This window comes from Pseudomonas sp. ME-P-057 (assembly GCF_030208975.1).
In the GTDB taxonomy this organism is placed as follows: Bacteria; Pseudomonadota; Gammaproteobacteria; order Pseudomonadales; family Pseudomonadaceae; genus Aquipseudomonas; species Aquipseudomonas lutea.
Map to the genome: position 1 here is coordinate 57,199 of NZ_JARVSX010000002.1, position 16,525 is coordinate 73,723.

At 59.8% G+C, this 16,525-nt stretch carries 15 protein-coding genes; all 15 read left to right on the forward strand.

Annotated features, from left to right (window positions below):
• Positions 1-811: 811 nt before the first annotated feature.
• A complete protein-coding gene (locus QRN48_RS01560; RefSeq protein ID WP_037011592.1) occupies positions 812-1,744 on the forward strand; it encodes a ketoacyl-ACP synthase III in 933 nt (310 codons plus the stop codon).
• Between the two features lie 100 nt (positions 1,745-1,844).
• A complete protein-coding gene (locus QRN48_RS01565) occupies positions 1,845-3,140 on the forward strand; it encodes a motility associated factor glycosyltransferase family protein (protein WP_285348533.1) in 1,296 nt (431 codons plus the stop codon).
• Complete coding sequence (locus QRN48_RS01570; protein WP_037011589.1) at positions 3,137-3,388, forward strand: hypothetical protein; 252 nt, start codon at positions 3,137-3,139, stop codon at positions 3,386-3,388. Before QRN48_RS01565 ends, QRN48_RS01570 begins: the two co-directional genes overlap by 4 nt.
• Before the next feature lie 290 nt (positions 3,389-3,678).
• The gene (locus QRN48_RS25215; protein ID WP_285348534.1) at positions 3,679-4,689 is read left to right on the forward strand and encodes a flagellin N-terminal helical domain-containing protein; all 1,011 of its coding nucleotides are present in this window, start codon (positions 3,679-3,681) and stop codon (positions 4,687-4,689) included.
• A gap of 296 nt (positions 4,690-4,985) precedes the next feature.
• Positions 4,986-5,834, forward strand: coding sequence for a flagellin domain-containing protein (locus QRN48_RS01580; protein ID WP_037011586.1), 849 nt, complete (start codon positions 4,986-4,988; stop codon positions 5,832-5,834).
• A gap of 73 nt (positions 5,835-5,907) precedes the next feature.
• A complete protein-coding gene (locus QRN48_RS01585) occupies positions 5,908-6,297 on the forward strand; it encodes a flagellar protein FlaG (protein ID WP_037011584.1) in 390 nt (129 codons plus the stop codon).
• A gap of 77 nt (positions 6,298-6,374) precedes the next feature.
• Positions 6,375-7,814, forward strand: coding sequence for a flagellar filament capping protein FliD (gene fliD / locus QRN48_RS01590; RefSeq protein ID WP_285348537.1), 1,440 nt, complete (start codon positions 6,375-6,377; stop codon positions 7,812-7,814).
• A 121-nt stretch (positions 7,815-7,935) separates the two neighbouring features.
• Positions 7,936-8,331, forward strand: a complete 396-nt coding sequence (gene fliS / locus QRN48_RS01595; protein WP_037011580.1) for a flagellar export chaperone FliS — start codon at positions 7,936-7,938, stop codon at positions 8,329-8,331.
• 11 nt (positions 8,332-8,342) lie between these two features.
• Positions 8,343-8,639 carry a flagellar protein FliT gene (fliT, locus tag QRN48_RS01600; RefSeq protein ID WP_037011578.1) on the forward strand — a complete coding sequence of 99 codons (297 nt, stop codon included), beginning with the start codon at positions 8,343-8,345 and terminating at the stop codon, positions 8,637-8,639.
• Positions 8,640-8,810: 171 nt separating this feature from the next.
• Positions 8,811-10,286 carry a sigma-54 dependent transcriptional regulator gene (locus tag QRN48_RS01605; protein WP_037011577.1) on the forward strand — a complete coding sequence of 492 codons (1,476 nt, stop codon included), beginning with the start codon at positions 8,811-8,813 and terminating at the stop codon, positions 10,284-10,286.
• Between the two features lie 121 nt (positions 10,287-10,407).
• A complete protein-coding gene (locus tag QRN48_RS01610) occupies positions 10,408-11,649 on the forward strand; it encodes a sensor histidine kinase (RefSeq protein WP_285348540.1) in 1,242 nt (413 codons plus the stop codon).
• Positions 11,646-13,052, forward strand: coding sequence for a sigma-54-dependent transcriptional regulator (locus tag QRN48_RS01615; RefSeq protein ID WP_285348542.1), 1,407 nt, complete (start codon positions 11,646-11,648; stop codon positions 13,050-13,052). Before QRN48_RS01610 ends, QRN48_RS01615 begins: the two co-directional genes overlap by 4 nt.
• A gap of 337 nt (positions 13,053-13,389) precedes the next feature.
• Positions 13,390-13,719: a flagellar hook-basal body complex protein FliE gene (fliE, locus tag QRN48_RS01620; protein ID WP_037011573.1), complete on the forward strand. Its 330-nt coding sequence runs from the start codon at positions 13,390-13,392 to the stop codon at positions 13,717-13,719.
• Positions 13,720-13,733: 14 nt separating this feature from the next.
• The gene (fliF, locus tag QRN48_RS01625; protein ID WP_037011571.1) at positions 13,734-15,512 is read left to right on the forward strand and encodes a flagellar basal-body MS-ring/collar protein FliF; all 1,779 of its coding nucleotides are present in this window, start codon (positions 13,734-13,736) and stop codon (positions 15,510-15,512) included.
• The gene (gene fliG, locus QRN48_RS01630; RefSeq protein ID WP_037011568.1) at positions 15,505-16,521 is read left to right on the forward strand and encodes a flagellar motor switch protein FliG; all 1,017 of its coding nucleotides are present in this window, start codon (positions 15,505-15,507) and stop codon (positions 16,519-16,521) included. Before fliF ends, fliG begins: the two co-directional genes overlap by 8 nt.
• Positions 16,522-16,525: the final 4 nt, after the last annotated feature.

Genomic DNA, 16,525 nt, shown 5'->3' on the forward strand with positions numbered 1-16,525 from the left:
CGGTACATCCGATAAATTTTTAGCGTCTTAAACGCAGTCTTCGCGGGCAAGCGCGCTTCTACAAATGCCAGGTTCGAACGACCGGTGTGTGGCCGGCGAGGGTTTCTACGGCGCAAAACCGATGCGTTACGGCCGAGGGTGCGTACAGCGCAGCCCCGTTGTAGGAGCGCGCTTGCCCGCGAAGGGGCCGGTACATCCGATAAATTTTTAGCGTCTTAAACGCAGTCTTCGCGGGCAAGCGCGCTTCTACAAATGCCAGGTTCGAACGACCGGTGTGTGGCCGGCGAGGGTTTCTACGGCGCAAAATCGATGCGTTACGGCCGAGGGTGCGTACAGCGCAGCCCCGTTGTAGGAGCGCGCTTGCCCGCGAAGGGGCCGGTACATCCGAGAATTCTCCAGCGTCTGGAACACAGTCTTCGCGGGCAAGCGCACTCCTACAAATATCAGGTTTCGCTCGCTGGTTTTGCGAGCGCGCCTAAGGGCCTCTTCCCGGCTGAAGCCGGTCCTACAACCCGCCACACTCCGATGACATCTTCATGTCAATTGCCTGTCTGAGCGGCAATCCGGCCTTGCGCAGCACCCGTCGGTCAGCTAAAAGCATGTAAAACTTTTGGTGACCTGTGGGTCATAACGCGCATCTTCACTGTATCGTGTTGGCGGGCCGTGACGTCAACGGGCTGATTGCAGAGTGACTTCTGGTGTCGCCCTGGCGTATGCGTCGCCTCTCTACCAGGCCGCAAGCCCCCGAATTTTCAACGCCCCGCCTAATGGCGCCGGGTGATGTTCAGCAGTTTTTTATTGGGAAGCCATGATGATTGGCATCAAGAGCATAGCGAGTTATGTGCCCACAGCCGGCGTCGACAATTACGCCCAGGGTGCCAAATTCGGAAAGGATGAAGACTTCATCCTTGGCAAGATCGGTTCCGCTTTTCTGCCGCGCAAAGACGATGCCCAGGAAACCTCCGACCTGTGTGTCGAAGCGGTCAACCAACTGTTCGCCAACAACCCGGCGCTGTCGCGGGACTCCATCGACGCGCTGATTGTCGTCACCCAGAACGGCGACGAAGAGGGCCTGCCGCACACGGCCGCCATCGTGCAGCACAAGCTGGGCCTGCCCACCCACGTCGCCGCGTTCGATATTTCCCTGGGCTGTTCGGGTTACGTCTACGGCATTTACGCGCTCAAGGGGTTCATGGAAGCGACCGGGCTGAAAAACGGTCTGCTGGTCACCGCCGACCCGTATTCCAAGATCGTCGACCCCGAAGACCGCAACACCACGATGCTCTTCGGCGACGCCGCCACCGCCACCTGGATGAGCGACGACGCCCCATGGCAGCTGGGCAAATCCAAGTTCGGCACCGACGGCTCTGGCGCCGAATTCCTCAAGACCACCGACGGCGCCTTCTACATGAACGGCCGTCAGGTGTTCAACTTCGCTCTGGTCAAAGTGCCGGCGCACCTCAACGAGTTGCTGGCGGACTCCGGCCTTCAATCTTCGGACGTCGACGCGTTCTGCATCCATCAGGGCAGCGCCGCCATTGTCGATGCGGTCGCCCGTCGTTTCGAGGACGGCAAGGCGCCGGAGAAGTTCGTCAAGGACATGCTCGAAACCGGCAATACGGTCTCCTCCAGCATTCCGCTGCTGCTTGAAAAGCATGTGATGAACGCCAGCTGGAAACGCATCGCAGTCAGCGGCTTCGGCGTGGGCTTGTCGTGGGGCTCGGCGATCCTATATCGTCCGTGACAGCGCTGCACCCGGCCGTACCCGGCCTGCGCAACGGCGACACTGAATTTCAGGTCGCCGTTGTGCGTTTTGCAGGCCTCACCGGAAAAGGATTGCCGTCTTGAGCGAGATACTTCAGCACAACCTCGCTGTCATCGAGCAACGCTGGCCGGACGTGGCCCAGCGATTGTGCGGCGAAGACGCCGGGTCCGTTCCCGCGCAGTTGCTGGAAGGTCGTGAATCGACCTTGAGCATCCACGGTGTTCAGCTCACCAGTCGCCATGACCGCTTCGCCGAAGCGCTGACCCAGGCGCACAGTCTTCCGGTCCACAGCCCGGTGGTGCATGTTTACGGCACGGCGTTGGGGGATCTGCAGCGGGTGATGCTGGCGGAGCCTTCGCTGCAATGCCTGCATGTCCATATCCTCAACGGTGCGTTGTGCGCACTGGTGCTGCAGTTGCTGGATCAGCACGACTGGCTGTCGGACCCGCGAGTGACGCTGGCCTATGCCGACGTCCGCGACGAAATCCAGCTGCCATTTTTCGCCTTGCCCGCCGAGCTGGTGCTCGCTGATGACACCAGCGCACGCATCCGTGATCGCCTGGTCAGCGAGGTCCACGTCAGCTTCAACAATGAGGCGTTTGCCGCAGACACGCCGGACAACGCGCGCTTGCTGGAGCAGGGCAGGGACCTGCTGCAACGCGACACTGATGTCGCTGCGCTGTTCGCTGCCCAGCCGGGGCGCGACGTGTTCGTCATCGCCACGGGACCGAGTCTTCAACAACACCTGCCGCGCCTCCTGAAGGCCTCCACAAGCGCCGAGCGGCCGCTGATCATCTGCGTCGACACCGCCTACGTGCCGTTGCGCAACCAGGGCATCCAGGTCGATATCGTTGTCACCATCGACCATCGCATCACCTCGCGGCACTTGCCCTCCGACGATTCGGCCGGCGTTGCGCTGGTGTATCTGCCCGGCCAGGACGTTGCCATGCTCGAAGGGTGGCAAGGGCCGCGCTACGCAGGCTATTCCGCCAGTCCGCTGTACGCCCGGCTGCGCGCGGAGATTCCCCGGGCCACACTGCATGTGGGCGGCAGCGTCATCCACCCGGCCGTTGACCTTGCGGTGAAAATGGGCGCGGCGCGCGTCACCCTGTTCGGCGCCGACTTCGCCTTCCCCGGCGGCAAGACCCACACCGGTTGGCAGGACGGCGACCTCGGCCCTGCATCCAGCATCGCCAAACACTGGGTGCGGGACGGGCGCGGCAACAAGGTCAAGACGCAGCTCAATTTTCGCAGCTACCTGATCGAACTCGAGCGCTACATCGTTCGCCACCCGCAGGTGGCGTTCTTCAACACCAGCCGCGATGGCGCGCTCATCGCCGGCACCCACTTCGACCCTGACTGGACCGCACCATGACCCTGCATCAAGCCACCATTGACGAGGCGCGCGATTGCGCGCGGCTGTTCCGTCTGGGCCGCGACATCGAAGGGGCGCTGAAAATGGTCGAGCTGATTGACCGCTCAATGCCGTTGCTCGGTGAAATGTCGGCTGTCGACCAGGCCAAGGGCGCGCAAGTGCTGGGCGAAATCCTGGCGTGTCAGGAACGTCAGGACTGGATAGGGTTGGCAGATTGGCTTGAAGTAGAGTTTGTAGAGCTGTTCTGAACGCCGTTTCCATTAAGAATACAGTGAAAGAAACTTCCTACATTAGTTTCAGTTTTATCTGAAAACAGCGCGCGCGGCCGGTTGTTTTTTAGTGTTTTTTTATTGTCGGATTATTCAAATAGTTAGGCGCATTTAACCCCTGCAGTTGTCGGGGTTGAAAGTCTGTGGTGGGCGATTGTGGGTTAAAGCCCATGCAGGGCTCGTCGATAGGTGGACAGTAAGTTCTTCGGGAGAAAGGGACTTCCCCGAGTGTTCGAGACCTTTCCGTTCTTATCAACGAGGAATTAAAAATGGCTTTAACTGTTAATACGAATATTGCGTCGCTGTCGGTACAGAGAAATCTGGGCCGCTCTTCCGACTCCCTAAGCACCGCCATGACGAGGCTTTCCTCTGGTCTGCGCATTAACAGCGCCAAAGATGACGCAGCTGGAATGCAGATTGCCACCCGGCTTACCACGCAGATTCGAGGGCTCACTGTAGCAGCCAGAAATGCAAACGATGCCATCTCTGTGATTCAAACAACCGAAGGCGCGCTGCAAGAGTCCATTGGTATTTTGCAGCGGATGCGTGAGCTGGCTGTGCAAGCCAAAAACGGAACTAACAGCCCAAGTGATCGGGCCGCTTCCAATAAAGAGTTTGATGAAAAAGTAGCGGAGCTTAATCGCCTTGCCGGCAGCACCAAGTTTGGTCAGGACTTGAAACTGCTGGACGGCAGCGCGGGCATTTTAACTTTTCATGTAGGCGCCAACACGGGGCCTGATGAGCAAATCGATGTAGCACTTACAGAAGACTTCTCCGGGAAGGCGCTGTTCACCGCGAAAGAGGACACCGCGGCGGTGACTGCGGAACTTGGCGACGCCGCAACCAACAAGCCGCTGGCGGTCGGCAGCCGAGACATTAAAGCCGGGGACGATATCACTCCGAAAATCGACGGGTCTGGCATCTACGTGGGGCTCACGCGAGTTGACCCTTTGAAGCCCACCAAAGCGGAGCTGGAGCTGGAATCTGCCGTGACAGCTAAAAACATCGACGATGCGATCATCCAGATCGACAAGGCGTTGGCCACGGTGTCTGCGGCCACCGCCGAACTGGGCGCCAAGCAGAACCGGCTGACCTCGACCATTTCCAACATCACCAATATCGTCGAGAACGTCACCGCTTCGCGCGGACGGATAGAAGACGTCGACTTCGCCGCCGAAACAGCAGAGCTCACCAAGCAGCAAACCCTGCAACAAGCGTCCACGGCCATCCTGTCGCAGGCCAATCAGCTGCCAGCCGCCGTTCTCAAGCTGCTGCAGTAACCAAAGCCTCTCTATAGAGAGGGCAACCACACCGGGCGCGCCTTGGGGCGCGCCCCTCTTTATGTGCACTGGTTAACAAAATGCCGAGTCCGGTTAAAGCTTCAAGGGGTTGGGCCGAAACGTTGTGTATCCCCGGACAACACTCTGCGGGGGTGGCGCTCTGGTGGCAAAAAATTTTGAAAAAGCCCTCAAGCTCCTGGCAACCGCGACGATAAACATTATGTAGGTTCTCTAGGCCACACCCGGCGCTTGCCAGGGCCGGAAAGCCGCAGTACCCAACCAACGAGGAATTCATCATGGCTTTAGGCGTAAACACCAACGTAGCTTCCCTGGCTGTTCAGAAGAACCTGTCAAAAGCTTCCGATGCACTGTCGACTTCGATGACTCGTCTGTCTTCCGGTCTGAAAATCAACAGCGCTAAAGACGACGCAGCCGGCCTGCAGATCGCCACTCGCGAAACTTCGCAAATCCGCGGCCAGACTGTTGCAATCAAGAACGCCAACGACGGTATCTCGATGGCTCAGACTGCTGAAGGCGCTCTGCAAGAGTCCACCAACATTCTGCAGCGTATGCGTGAACTGGCTGTTCAGTCGCGAAACGACACTAACGGCACGGCTGACCGTACCGCTCTGAACGCTGAATTCGGTCAGATGTCCGACGAACTGACTCGTATCTCGTCTTCGACCAACCTCAACGGCAAGAACCTGCTGGACGGTTCGGCTGGCACCATGACCCTGCAAGTCGGTTCGAGCACTGGCTCGGCCAACCGCATCGACCTGGTTCTGAGCTCCAAGTTCGACGCTACTTCCCTGTCGGTTGCAAGCGGTTCGGTTGCGATCACTGGCACCAGCGCCACCGCCAGCACCAACATCGACAACGCAATCACTGCAATTGACGCTGCTCTGGCAACGATCAACAGCACTCGTGCAAACCTCGGTGCTTCGCAAAGCCGTCTGACCAGCACCATTTCCAACCTGCAAAACGTTAACGAAAACGCCACTGCTGCACTGGGCCGTATTCAAGACACCGACTTCGCCGCTGAAACCGCTAACCTGACCAAACAACAGACTCTGCAACAGGCTTCCACCTCTGTTCTGGCCCAGGCTAACCAGCTGCCATCCGCTGTACTGAAACTGCTTCAGTAATCACGGTTTGAGTTTTGGCGGGGGAGTATGCTTGCGTGCTCTCCCGCTTTTTACGTTCAAGAGGTGAGTGGACATGGAAATAAGTAGCAGGCCGAACTTTGCTTATCCAGTGATCCAGTCGATGCCCGCGGTGCCTGTGGTTGCTGACAAGCCAGCCGTGGCGCCTCAAGTCGTTTCTGCTCCTGCCGCCGCAGCGCAGTCGGACACTTCGACGCGAAAAGACTCGGAACCTGGTGAAAAGTCGGAAGAACTGGAAGCCGCAGTCAAACAGATGGAACAGTTCTTTCAATCGGTTCATCGCAATCTGGAATTTTCCATCGACGACAAATCGGGGAAAGTTGTGGTGAAAGTCATTGCCACCGAAACGGGTGAAGTGGTGCGGCAGTTGCCGTCCGCCGAAGCGTTGAAACTCGCTGACAGTCTCAAGAACGCAAACAGCCTGTTGTTTGACGCAAAAGTTTAATTGGCACCCAGCGTGGACGCGATACCTGTGCATCGCGTGCTCGTCACACTGCCAACCACAAGCGAAAGGAGACTCACATGGCTAGTCCAATTACACCTGCAACCGGCCTCGGCTCGGGCCTGGCGATCGGGGAAATCGTGACCGCGCTGGTCAACTCCGACAAAACCGCCAAGCAAACCCAGATCACCACCCAGACCAAGCTGGTGACCACCAAGTTGTCGGGCATCGGTACGCTGCAATCGGCGATGGCGGCTTTCCAGGCGCTGGTCAATCCGCCATCCGGCACCACCAGTAAACTGCAATTCACTGGCTACGCTGCGAAGTCCTCTGACGAAACCAAGATGACCGTCAGCTCGGATAACACCGCAGTGCCCGGTAACTATTCGATTGAAGTAAAGAACATTGCCACCAGTTCAAGCGTTGCCACGGCTGCATTTGCCGGCGGCGCCACCAGTGCCATTCCGAGTGGGGACCTTACCCTCACTCAAAATGGCATTTCCAAGGCTTACACCATTCCGGAGGGGGCCACCCTGGCCTCGGTCGCGGCGCAGATCAACAAAGACACGAAAACCACCAACATCAGTGCCAACATCATCACTGACGACAAGGGCACGCGCCTGGTTTTCGGCTCGACGGTGACAGGTGCCGATTCCGAAATCACCACCAACAGCAGCATTGCCGGCTTCACCATCGGCAAGACCGACGCGCTTGATCCAAATTCCGCCTCGTCGGCAGGCTACATCGGCAAGCCGCCAGTCAGCGCTTCGTTGACCATCAACGGGCTGCAAGTCACCAGCAAAAGCAACACCGTCGACAAGACCCTCGGCGGGGTAACGATGAACTTGCTGCCAGGTAGTGGCGGCACGACGACCACAGTGACGGTGAGCACCAACACCGACAACCTGAAAGCGTCGCTGCAGGCGTTCGTCGATTCCTACAACGCCGTGCTCAGCGCTGTGACGACGGTGACCAAAGCCTCAGTGAGTGACACCCCGGACAAAACCACCGGCGCCACGGTGACACCGGCTTCATTGACCGGCGACGCGATGCCGCGCGCGATCATTTCGGCGTTGCGCAAAGAACTGGTCACCACCGGTGCGCCAGGCCAGCTGTCCGTGCTGTCCCAGTTGGGCATCACCACCGGGCAAAGCGACGGCAAGCTGACTCTGGACGACAAGAAATTCACTGCGGCGATGGACGCAGGCCTGGCGGGTGACGTACAGCAGCTGTTCACGGGTACCGGCGACGGCAAGAACGGTCTGCTGGCCCGGATGAACGCGGCCGTGACGCCCTACACCCAGACCGGCGGCATCTTCGACACGCGCAAGACCAGTCTGAACAAGCAGCAGAGCAACCTTCAGGATCAACAAGCCGCACTCGACCTGCGCGTGACGACCCTGACGGCGACCCTGACTGCCAAGTACAACGCGATGGATTTGCTGGTGGGACAACTGAAAGCCTCCGCCACCAACATCACGTCGTTCTTTGACTCGCTGAACGCCCAGAAAAACGCTTGATCGTTGACGAGCTGAACAAGACCCGGCCTCCGTGCCGGGTTTTTGGCATCTGGCCTTAAAGTTTTTTCAGGCCGTGTCGATACCCTCAATATAGAAACTTCGAGTTGTGCGAGGTAAGACAATGAACCGTATGGCAGCCCTTCGGCAGTATCAGAAGGTCAATTCACATGCCCAGACCGCAGTGGCCACGCCTCACCGCCTGGTGCAGATGCTGATGGAAGCCGGCCTGGACCGCATCGCTCAGGCCAAAGGCGCCATCGAGCGCAAGGACATTCCCGCCAAAGGCCTGTTGATCGGCAAGGCGATCGAGATCATCGGCGGTCTGCGCGAAGGTCTGGATATGGAAAAACAGGCTGAAGCCCTGGCCCATGTCGACAACCTGTACGTCTACATGATGAAGCGTCTGGCAGAGTCGAACATCAAATCCGATCCCAGGATTCTTGACGAAGTCAGCGGCCTGCTGACCACGCTCAAGGAAGGCTGGGATGCGATCGGCGATCAGCAACCCGTGCTCTGAAGGAGAGACCCATGAGCGCTGCACTCAAGCGAATCGAAGAAACCCGCGAAGCCTTGGTCGATGCTCTCGAACAGCGTGACTGGGAGGCAATCGGCCAGCTCGATATGGCCTGCCGGGCCTGTGTCGACGAAGTCATCAGTCAGGCCAGCAACGATGAGCCCGAGTTGCGGACCAATCTGGAAGAGCTGCTAGGCGTCTATCGCAAGCTTATCGACGTGGCTGTAGGCGAACGTCAAGCAATCGTCGACGAAATGTCGCAGATCCAGCGAGCGAAAAGTGCTGCAAAGGTTTACCATCTGTTTGGTTGACGCCAGTTTGATGGCAAAAAACGTGTACGCCATAAAATTGACCGTGAACGGTTTTTTGACTTAACCAGCGAAGTTCACTAATTTCTGGTGATTGACACGTCTCATCGGACGATACGAAAGCCAAGCTTGCCCGAGATCGGGCATCGAGTTGACTAGGGAAGTTGCTATTGCATGTGGCGTGAAATCAAAATCCTGCTGATCGATGACGATAGCCAGCGCCGCCGTGACATGGCGGTGATTCTGAATTTTCTGGGCGATGAAAACCTGTCGTGCTCAAGCACCGACTGGCAACAAGTCGTGGGTTCGCTGACCTCTACCCGAGAAGTTCTTTGCGTGCTGGTAGGCAGTGTCAACGCCCCGGGCAGCCTTCAGGGCCTGCTCAAAACCGTTGCCGCCTGGGACGAATTCCTCCCTGTCCTGCTGATGGGCGAGAACTCATCGGCTGAACTGGCCGACGACCTGCGTCGTCGTGTGCTCTCCACTGTCGAGATGCCGCCCAGCTACAGCAAACTGCTGGACTCCCTGCACCGCGCCCAGGTCTATCGCGAGATGTACGACCAGGCCCGTGAACGTGGGCGTCAGCGTGAACCCAATCTTTTCCGCAGCCTTGTCGGCACCAGCCGTGCGATTCAGCACGTGCGCCAGATGATGCAGCAAGTGGCCGACACCGATGCCAGCGTGCTGATCCTCGGTGAATCCGGCACCGGCAAGGAAGTGGTCGCCCGTAACCTGCATTACCATTCCAAGCGCCGCGATGCGCCGTTTGTGCCGGTCAACTGTGGCGCCATTCCGGCCGAGTTGCTCGAAAGCGAACTGTTTGGTCACGAGAAAGGCGCCTTCACCGGGGCTATTACCAGCCGGGCAGGGCGTTTTGAACTGGCCAACGGCGGCACACTTTTCCTCGATGAAATCGGCGACATGCCGTTGCCAATGCAGGTCAAGTTGTTGCGCGTGCTGCAAGAGCGGACCTTCGAGCGCGTGGGCAGCAACAAGACCCAGAGCGTCGATGTGCGGATCATTGCCGCGACGCACAAAAATCTCGAAGACATGATCGTGATCGGCAGCTTCCGTGAGGATCTGTACTACCGCCTCAACGTGTTCCCGATCGAAATGGCGCCGTTGCGTGAGCGCGTGGAAGACATTCCACTGCTGATGAACGAGCTGATTTCGCGCATGGAGCACGAAAAGCGCGGGTCGATTCGCTTCAACTCCGCTGCGATCATGTCGCTGTGCCGTCACGGTTGGCCGGGCAACGTTCGTGAACTCGCCAACCTCGTCGAGCGCATGGCGATCATGCACCCGTACGGTGTCATTGGCGTCGCCGAGCTGCCGAAGAAATTCCGCTACGTCGACGACGAGGACGAGCAACTGGTTGACAGCCTGCGCAGCGATCTGGAAGAGCGCGTAGCAATCAACGGCCACTCGCCCAACTTCGGCAGCAGTGCGCTGCTGCCGCCGGAAGGCCTGGACTTGAAGGACTACCTCGGTGGTCTGGAGCAGGGGCTGATTCAACAGGCACTGGACGACGCCAACGGCATCGTGGCCCGGGCTGCCGAGCGCTTGCGCATCCGTCGTACCACGCTGGTCGAAAAAATGCGCAAGTACGGCATGAGCCGACGCGAAGGCGACGAGCAGGTCGAAGACTGACACTCGTTTGACGCGCCAAAAATAAACCGCTGATTTATCAGCGGTTTTTTTTCGGCACGGGGATTGCTAAGTCTCTGGGAACATACCGTTTACTGACGGTTCGCTACCCGAGAGATCAACTATGTCCCAGGCCGCTCAGACGTCTTCCGAACCCGACTTCGCCGTGGGTGCGCGAGTGCAGCAGTCCCCGGAAGCCGCCAGCCGACAAGGCCTTGAGCATGCTTTTGCACTGTTCAATCAGATGTCGACCCAATTGACCGATTCCTACAGCCTGCTGGAAGCCCGGGTCACCGAGCTCAAGGGCGAGCTGGCGGTGGTCAGCGCGCAGCGCATGCAGGAACTGGCGGAAAAGGAGCGGCTGGCCAACCGCTTGCAGAACCTGCTGGATCTGTTGCCCGGCGGCGTTATCGTCATCGACGGCACCGGCATGGTCCGCGAGGCCAATCCTGCCGCGCTGGATCTGCTGGGTGAGCCGCTGATCGGCATGCTCTGGCGCCATGTGATCGCCCGCTGCTTTGCACCGCGCGAAGACGACGGCCATGAGATCTCTCTCAAGGACGGGCGCCGGCTGTCGATTGCCACGCGTTCGCTGGACGCCGAGCCAGGCCAGCTAGTGTTGCTGAATGATCTGACCGAAACCCGCCATCTGCAAAGCCAGCTGGCGCGGCACGAACGCCTGTCGTCACTGGGCCGAATGGTCGCATCCCTTGCACATCAGATTCGTACCCCCCTGTCTGCCGCGATGATCTACGCCAGCCATCTGGCCGAGCAGGCACTGAACGTGGAAACCCAGCAGCGTTTTGCCGGACGGCTCAAGGAGCGTCTTCACGAGCTTGAGCATCAAGTTCGCGACATGCTGGTGTTTGCACGCGGCGAGCTCCCCATGACTGACCGGGTTACCCCGACGGGGCTGGTCGCCGCGCTGGAATCCGCTGCACAGACGCACCTTCAGGGCGTTGCCGTGCGTTGGCAATGCGACAGCCCGGCGGGCGAGTTGCTGTGCAACCGCGACACGTTGGTGGGTGCATTGCTCAACCTGATTGAGAACGCGGTGCAGGCCAGCGCCGGGTGTGCGCGCATCAAAATCCACGCCTACCGCCGCGGCAATACGCTGCGACTGTGTGTAAGCGACAGCGGCAGCGGCATTGAACCCGCGGCATTGGCGCGCATGGGCGAACCTTTCTTCACGACCAAAGCCACTGGCACCGGCCTGGGGCTGGCGGTTGTCACGGCCGTAACGCGAGCGCATCAAGGCAGCATCGAGTTTCGCTCGCGTCCGGGGCGTGGCACTTGCGCCATCGTTTCATTGCCACTGATTCCCGGTACGGGAGCGCTGCCAATGTCGTCGGGTGACCTTTCATGACCATTAATGTATTGCTGGTCGAGGATGATCCCTCCCTGCGTGAAGCCCTGGGCGAAACCCTGGCGCTGGCCGGCCACGTCTATCAGGCAGTGGGTTCTGCCGAGGAGGCGCTGATCACTGCGGCTGCTTCACCGTTCAGCCTGGTGGTGAGCGACGTCAACATGCCCGGCATGGACGGTCATCAGTTGCTCAGCCAATTGCGCAGCCGCTATCCGCAGCTGCCGGTGCTGCTCATGACCGCACACGGTACGGTGGACCGTGCCGTTGATGCCATGCGTCAGGGTGCGGCCGATTATCTGGTCAAGCCTTTCGAGCCCAAGGCGCTGCTGGCCTTGGTGGCCCGTCACGCACTGGGCCGACTGGAACCGGCGGAGGGTGACGGACCGATCGCCGTGGAGCCGGCCAGTGTGCAACTGCTTAACCTGGCCGCTCGGGTGGCGCGTAGCGACTCGACGGTGCTGATTTCCGGCGAATCCGGCACGGGCAAAGAGGTGCTGGCGCGTTTCATTCATCAGCAGTCACCCCGCGCCGGCAAGCCGTTCATCGCAATCAACTGCGCCGCGATCCCGGACAACATGCTAGAAGCCACGCTGTTCGGCCACGAGAAGGGCTCCTTTACCGGGGCTATCGCCTCCCAGCCCGGCAAATTCGAGCAGGCCGAAGGCGGCACCTTATTACTCGACGAAATCTCGGAAATGCCCATGGCCCTGCAGGCCAAGTTGTTGCGCGTGCTGCAGGAACGGGAAGTGGAGCGAGTCGGTGCGCGCAAGCCCATCGCGCTGGACATCCGCGTGGTGGCGACCACTAACCGTGATCTGGCGGGGGAAGTGGCGGCCGGGCGGTTCCGCGAAGATCTGTTTTATCGCCTGTCGGTGTTCCCGCTCGCCTGGCAGTCGTTGCGTCAGCGGCCCGCCGACATTCTGCCGCTGGCCGAGCGCCTGCTCGCCCGGCACGTCAAGAAAATGAAGCACGCTGCGGTTCGCCTGTCGGCCGAGGCGCAGAAGTGCCTGATCAGTTACGCCTGGCCGGGCAATGTGCGCGAGCTCGACAACGCCGTGCAGCGCGCGTTGATTCTGCAGCAGGGCGGCGTCATTCAGGCTGAGGACTTTTGCCTCACGGGCCCGGTTGCGTTTGCCGCATCGGCCACACCTCAGCTGACGGCCGTTGCAGCCAGCGCCACGGAACTGGCGCCGGATGCCGGCGGTGGGGAAGGCGCGGGCGCCTTGGGCGAGGACCTGCGGCGGCGTGAGTTTCAGATGATCATCGATACCCTGCGCGCCGAACGCGGCCGTCGCAAAGAAGCCGCCGAACGTCTGGGGATCAGCCCGCGGACGTTGCGCTACAAGCTGGCCCAGATGCGCGATGCAGGGATGGATGTCGAAGGGTTTTTGTTCGCCTCCTGAAGACTCGTCAGCCGAGCATAAATCTGACGCCCCACGGTGCCTGATCTCATAGACAGCTCATGCTTCGCGGGACCGGCTTTAGCCGGGAAGACGTCAGCCCTGACAATAAAGACCCTATGCCACTGATGGCTGCTTCCCGTCTGAAGCCGGCTCATCGAGGCGTCGGAGCGTTGTTTGTTCTGCGCCCCAACATGCCTGCGCCCCCAAAAATATGGCCTGCTGAACTCTTTCATCAAACGTGGCACATTGCCGCTATTGGTCTGGCACCGTTGTTGCTAATACATGGGTAACCGCTGAATCCGTGTCAAAAATCTGCGGCCCTTTTGAGAGAAACGTCATGACCCAAGGTGTTGAATTTAATCGCTTGATGCTGGACATGCGCGCCATGCAAATGGACGCCATGGCCCAACCCAAGGCAATCGCAGCGCCGGAACAGGCGGGTGCGAGCAGTTTCGCTGACATGCTCGGCATGGCGGTAAACAAGGTCAACGACACCCAGCAGGCGTCGAACCAGCTGTCGACTGCCTTTGAAATGGGCAAGAGCGGCGTGGACCTCACTGACGTGATGATCTCCTCGCAGAAAGCCAGCGTGTCGTTCACAGCGCTGACCCAGGTACGCAACAAGCTGGTTCAGGCGTACCAAGACATCATGCAAATGCCGGTTTGAGGACGATTTAAGTCATGGCCGAAGCCGTCGTCGATAACGTACCCGCCAAAACGGGTGCGCCAGGAAGCAAGCCACCGATGTTCGGGTTGGCGTTCCTGCAAAATCTCTCCGAGATGACCATGCTGCGTCAGGTCGGCCTTATGGTCGGTCTGGCTGCCAGCGTGGCGATTGGTTTCGCCGTGGTGCTTTGGTCGCAACAGCCCGATTACAAGCCGCTTTACGGCAGCCTGTCGGGTATCGACACCAAGCAGGTGATGGACACGTTGGCGCAGTCCGACATTCCCTACACCGTCGAGCCCAATTCCGGCGCGCTGCTGGTGAAGGCCGATGACTTGTCTCGCGCCCGCATCAAGCTGGCCGGCGCCGGTATTGCCCAGAACGACGGCAACGTCGGCTTTGAAATCCTCGACAAGGATCAGGGTCTGGGCACCAGTCAGTTCATGGAAGCCACGCGTTATCGCCGTGGCCTGGAAGGCGAACTGGCACGCACCATCTCCAGCCTGAATAACGTCAAGGGCGCTCGCGTCCACCTGGCAATTCCCAAGAGCTCGGTGTTCGTGCGTGACGACCGCAAGCCCAGCGCCTCGATTCTGGTAGAGCTGTACGCCGGCCGTACGCTGGAGCCGGGCCAGGTGTTGGCCATCATGAACCTGGTCGCGACCAGCGTCCCGGAACTGAACAAGTCGCAGATCTCTGTCGTCGACCAGAAGGGCAACCTGCTCTCCGATCAGGCCGAGAACTCCGAGCTGTCCATGGCCGGCAAGCAATTTGATTACACCCGCCGTATGGAAAGCATGCTGACCCAGCGCGTGCAGAACATCCTGCAGCCGGTGCTGGGCAATGACCGCTATAAGGCAGAAGTGTCGGCAGACGTTGATTTCAGCGCCGTCGAATCCACTGCCGAAAGCTTCAACCCGGATCAGCCTGCACTGCGCAGCGAGCAGACGGTTAACGAACAACGCTCCAGCGGCAGCGGTCCGCAAGGCGTACCGGGCGCGCTGAGCAACCAGCCGCCTGGCCCGGCAACCGCGCCACAAAACGCCGCCGCCGGTGCTGCCGGGGCCGCAGGTGCAATCGCTCCAGGTCAGCCGCTGCTGGACGCCAATGGTCAGCAGATCATGGACCCGGCCACCGGTCAGCCGATGCTGGCACCGTACCCGGCCGACAAACGTAACCAGTCGACCAAGAACTTCGAGCTGGACCGCTCCATCAGCCACACCAAACAGCAGCAGGGCAAGGTCAATCGCCTGTCGGTTGCGGTGGTGGTCGACGATCAGGTCAAGGTCAACCCGGCCAACGGTGAAACCACCCTGGTGCCGTGGACCGCCGACCAATTGGCGCGCTTCACCCGTCTGGTGCAGGACGCCGTGGGCTTCGATGCCAGCCGTGGCGACAGCGTCAGCGTGATCAACGTGCCGTTCTCGACTGATCGCGGCGAAGTGATCCCGGATATCCCGTTCTATTCGCAACCGTGGTTCTGGGACATCGTCAAACAGGCCATGGGCGTGATCTTCATCCTGGTGCTGGTGTTCGGTGTGCTGCGTCCGGTGCTCAAAGGCATCACCAACCCGCAGAGCAAGGGCGGCGAGCGTGACTCCGAGCTGGGCGGCATGGTCGGAATGGACGGTGAATTGGCGAACGACCGCGTCAGTCTGGGCGGTCCGCAAAGTATTCTGTTGCCGAGCCCTACCGAGGGTTATGACGCACAGCTCAATGCAATCAAGAGCCTTGTGGCCGAGGACCCGGCGCGTGTAGCGCAGGTCGTCAAAGAGTGGATCAACGCTGATGAGTGAGAGAGCTGCTGCAGTCAAATTGAGCCGCGTTGACAAGGCGGCGATCCTCCTGCTCACCCTGGGTGAGACGGATGCCGCGCAGGTGTTGCGGCACATGGGCCCTAAAGAGGTCCAGCGCGTCGGTGTGGCCATGGCGCAAATGCGCAACGTGCACCGCGAGCAGGTCGAGCAGGTGATGAGCGAGTTCGTCGACGTGGTCGGCGATCAGACCGGCGTCGGCATCGGCTCGGACGGTTATATCCGCAAGATGCTTACCCAGGCGTTGGGCGAGGACAAAGCCAACGGCTTGATTGACCGGATTCTGCTGGGCGGCAACACCAGCGGCCTCGACAGCCTGAAATGGATGGAGCCGCGCGCGGTGGCCGACGTCATCCGCTTCGAGCACCCGCAGATTCAAGCCATCGTCGTCGCTTATCTGGACGCCGATCAGGCCGGTGAAGTGCTCAGCCATTTCGATCACAAGGTGCGCCTGGACATCATCCTGCGCGTGTCTTCGCTGAATACCGTGCAGCCGGCGGCGCTCAAAGAACTGAACCAGATCCTCGAGAAGCAGTTCTCGGGCAACGCCAACACCTCGCGTACCACCCTGGGCGGTATCAAGCGCGCGGCGGATATCATGAACTTCCTCGACAGCTCGATCGAAGGCCAGCTCATGGACTCGATCCGCGAAGTGGACGAAGACCTGTCGACGCAGATCGAAGACCTCATGTTCGTCTTCAACAACCTGTCCGATGTCGACGATCGTGGTATTCAGGCGTTGCTGCGCGAAGTCTCTTCGGACGTGCTGGTACTGGCGTTGAAGGGCTCGGACGACGCCATCAAGGAAAAGATTTTCAAGAACATGTCCAAACGTGCCGCCGAACTGCTGCGCGACGACCTGGAAGCCAAAGGCCCGGTTCGCGTCAGCGACGTGGAAGGCGCCCAGAAAGAAATTCTCACCATTGCCCGTCGTATGGCGGAGGCCGGGGAGATCGTTCTTGGCGGCAAAGGTGGCGAGGAAATGATTTAAGCGT

Bases quoted from the DNA above. Each gene is read 5' to 3' on its own strand.
- fliF (WP_037011571.1), top strand. From the start codon at position 13,734: ATGGCCGAAGCCGTCGTCGATAACGTACCCGCCAAAACGGGTGCGCCA.
- QRN48_RS01615 (WP_285348542.1), top strand. From the start codon at position 11,646: ATGACCATTAATGTATTGCTGGTCGAGGATGATCCCTCCCTGCGTGAA.
- fliD (WP_285348537.1), top strand. From the start codon at position 6,375: ATGGCTAGTCCAATTACACCTGCAACCGGCCTCGGCTCGGGCCTGGCG.
- fliG (WP_037011568.1), top strand. From the start codon at position 15,505: ATGAGTGAGAGAGCTGCTGCAGTCAAATTGAGCCGCGTTGACAAGGCG.
- QRN48_RS01610 (WP_285348540.1), top strand. From the start codon at position 10,408: ATGTCCCAGGCCGCTCAGACGTCTTCCGAACCCGACTTCGCCGTGGGT.
- QRN48_RS25215 (WP_285348534.1), top strand. From the start codon at position 3,679: ATGGCTTTAACTGTTAATACGAATATTGCGTCGCTGTCGGTACAGAGA.
- fliT (WP_037011578.1), top strand. From the start codon at position 8,343: ATGAGCGCTGCACTCAAGCGAATCGAAGAAACCCGCGAAGCCTTGGTC.
- QRN48_RS01580 (WP_037011586.1), top strand. From the start codon at position 4,986: ATGGCTTTAGGCGTAAACACCAACGTAGCTTCCCTGGCTGTTCAGAAG.
- QRN48_RS01585 (WP_037011584.1), top strand. From the start codon at position 5,908: ATGGAAATAAGTAGCAGGCCGAACTTTGCTTATCCAGTGATCCAGTCG.
- fliS (WP_037011580.1), top strand. From the start codon at position 7,936: ATGAACCGTATGGCAGCCCTTCGGCAGTATCAGAAGGTCAATTCACAT.
- QRN48_RS01605 (WP_037011577.1), top strand. From the start codon at position 8,811: ATGTGGCGTGAAATCAAAATCCTGCTGATCGATGACGATAGCCAGCGC.
- QRN48_RS01570 (WP_037011589.1), top strand. From the start codon at position 3,137: ATGACCCTGCATCAAGCCACCATTGACGAGGCGCGCGATTGCGCGCGG.
- QRN48_RS01560 (WP_037011592.1), top strand. From the start codon at position 812: ATGATTGGCATCAAGAGCATAGCGAGTTATGTGCCCACAGCCGGCGTC.
- fliE (WP_037011573.1), top strand. From the start codon at position 13,390: ATGACCCAAGGTGTTGAATTTAATCGCTTGATGCTGGACATGCGCGCC.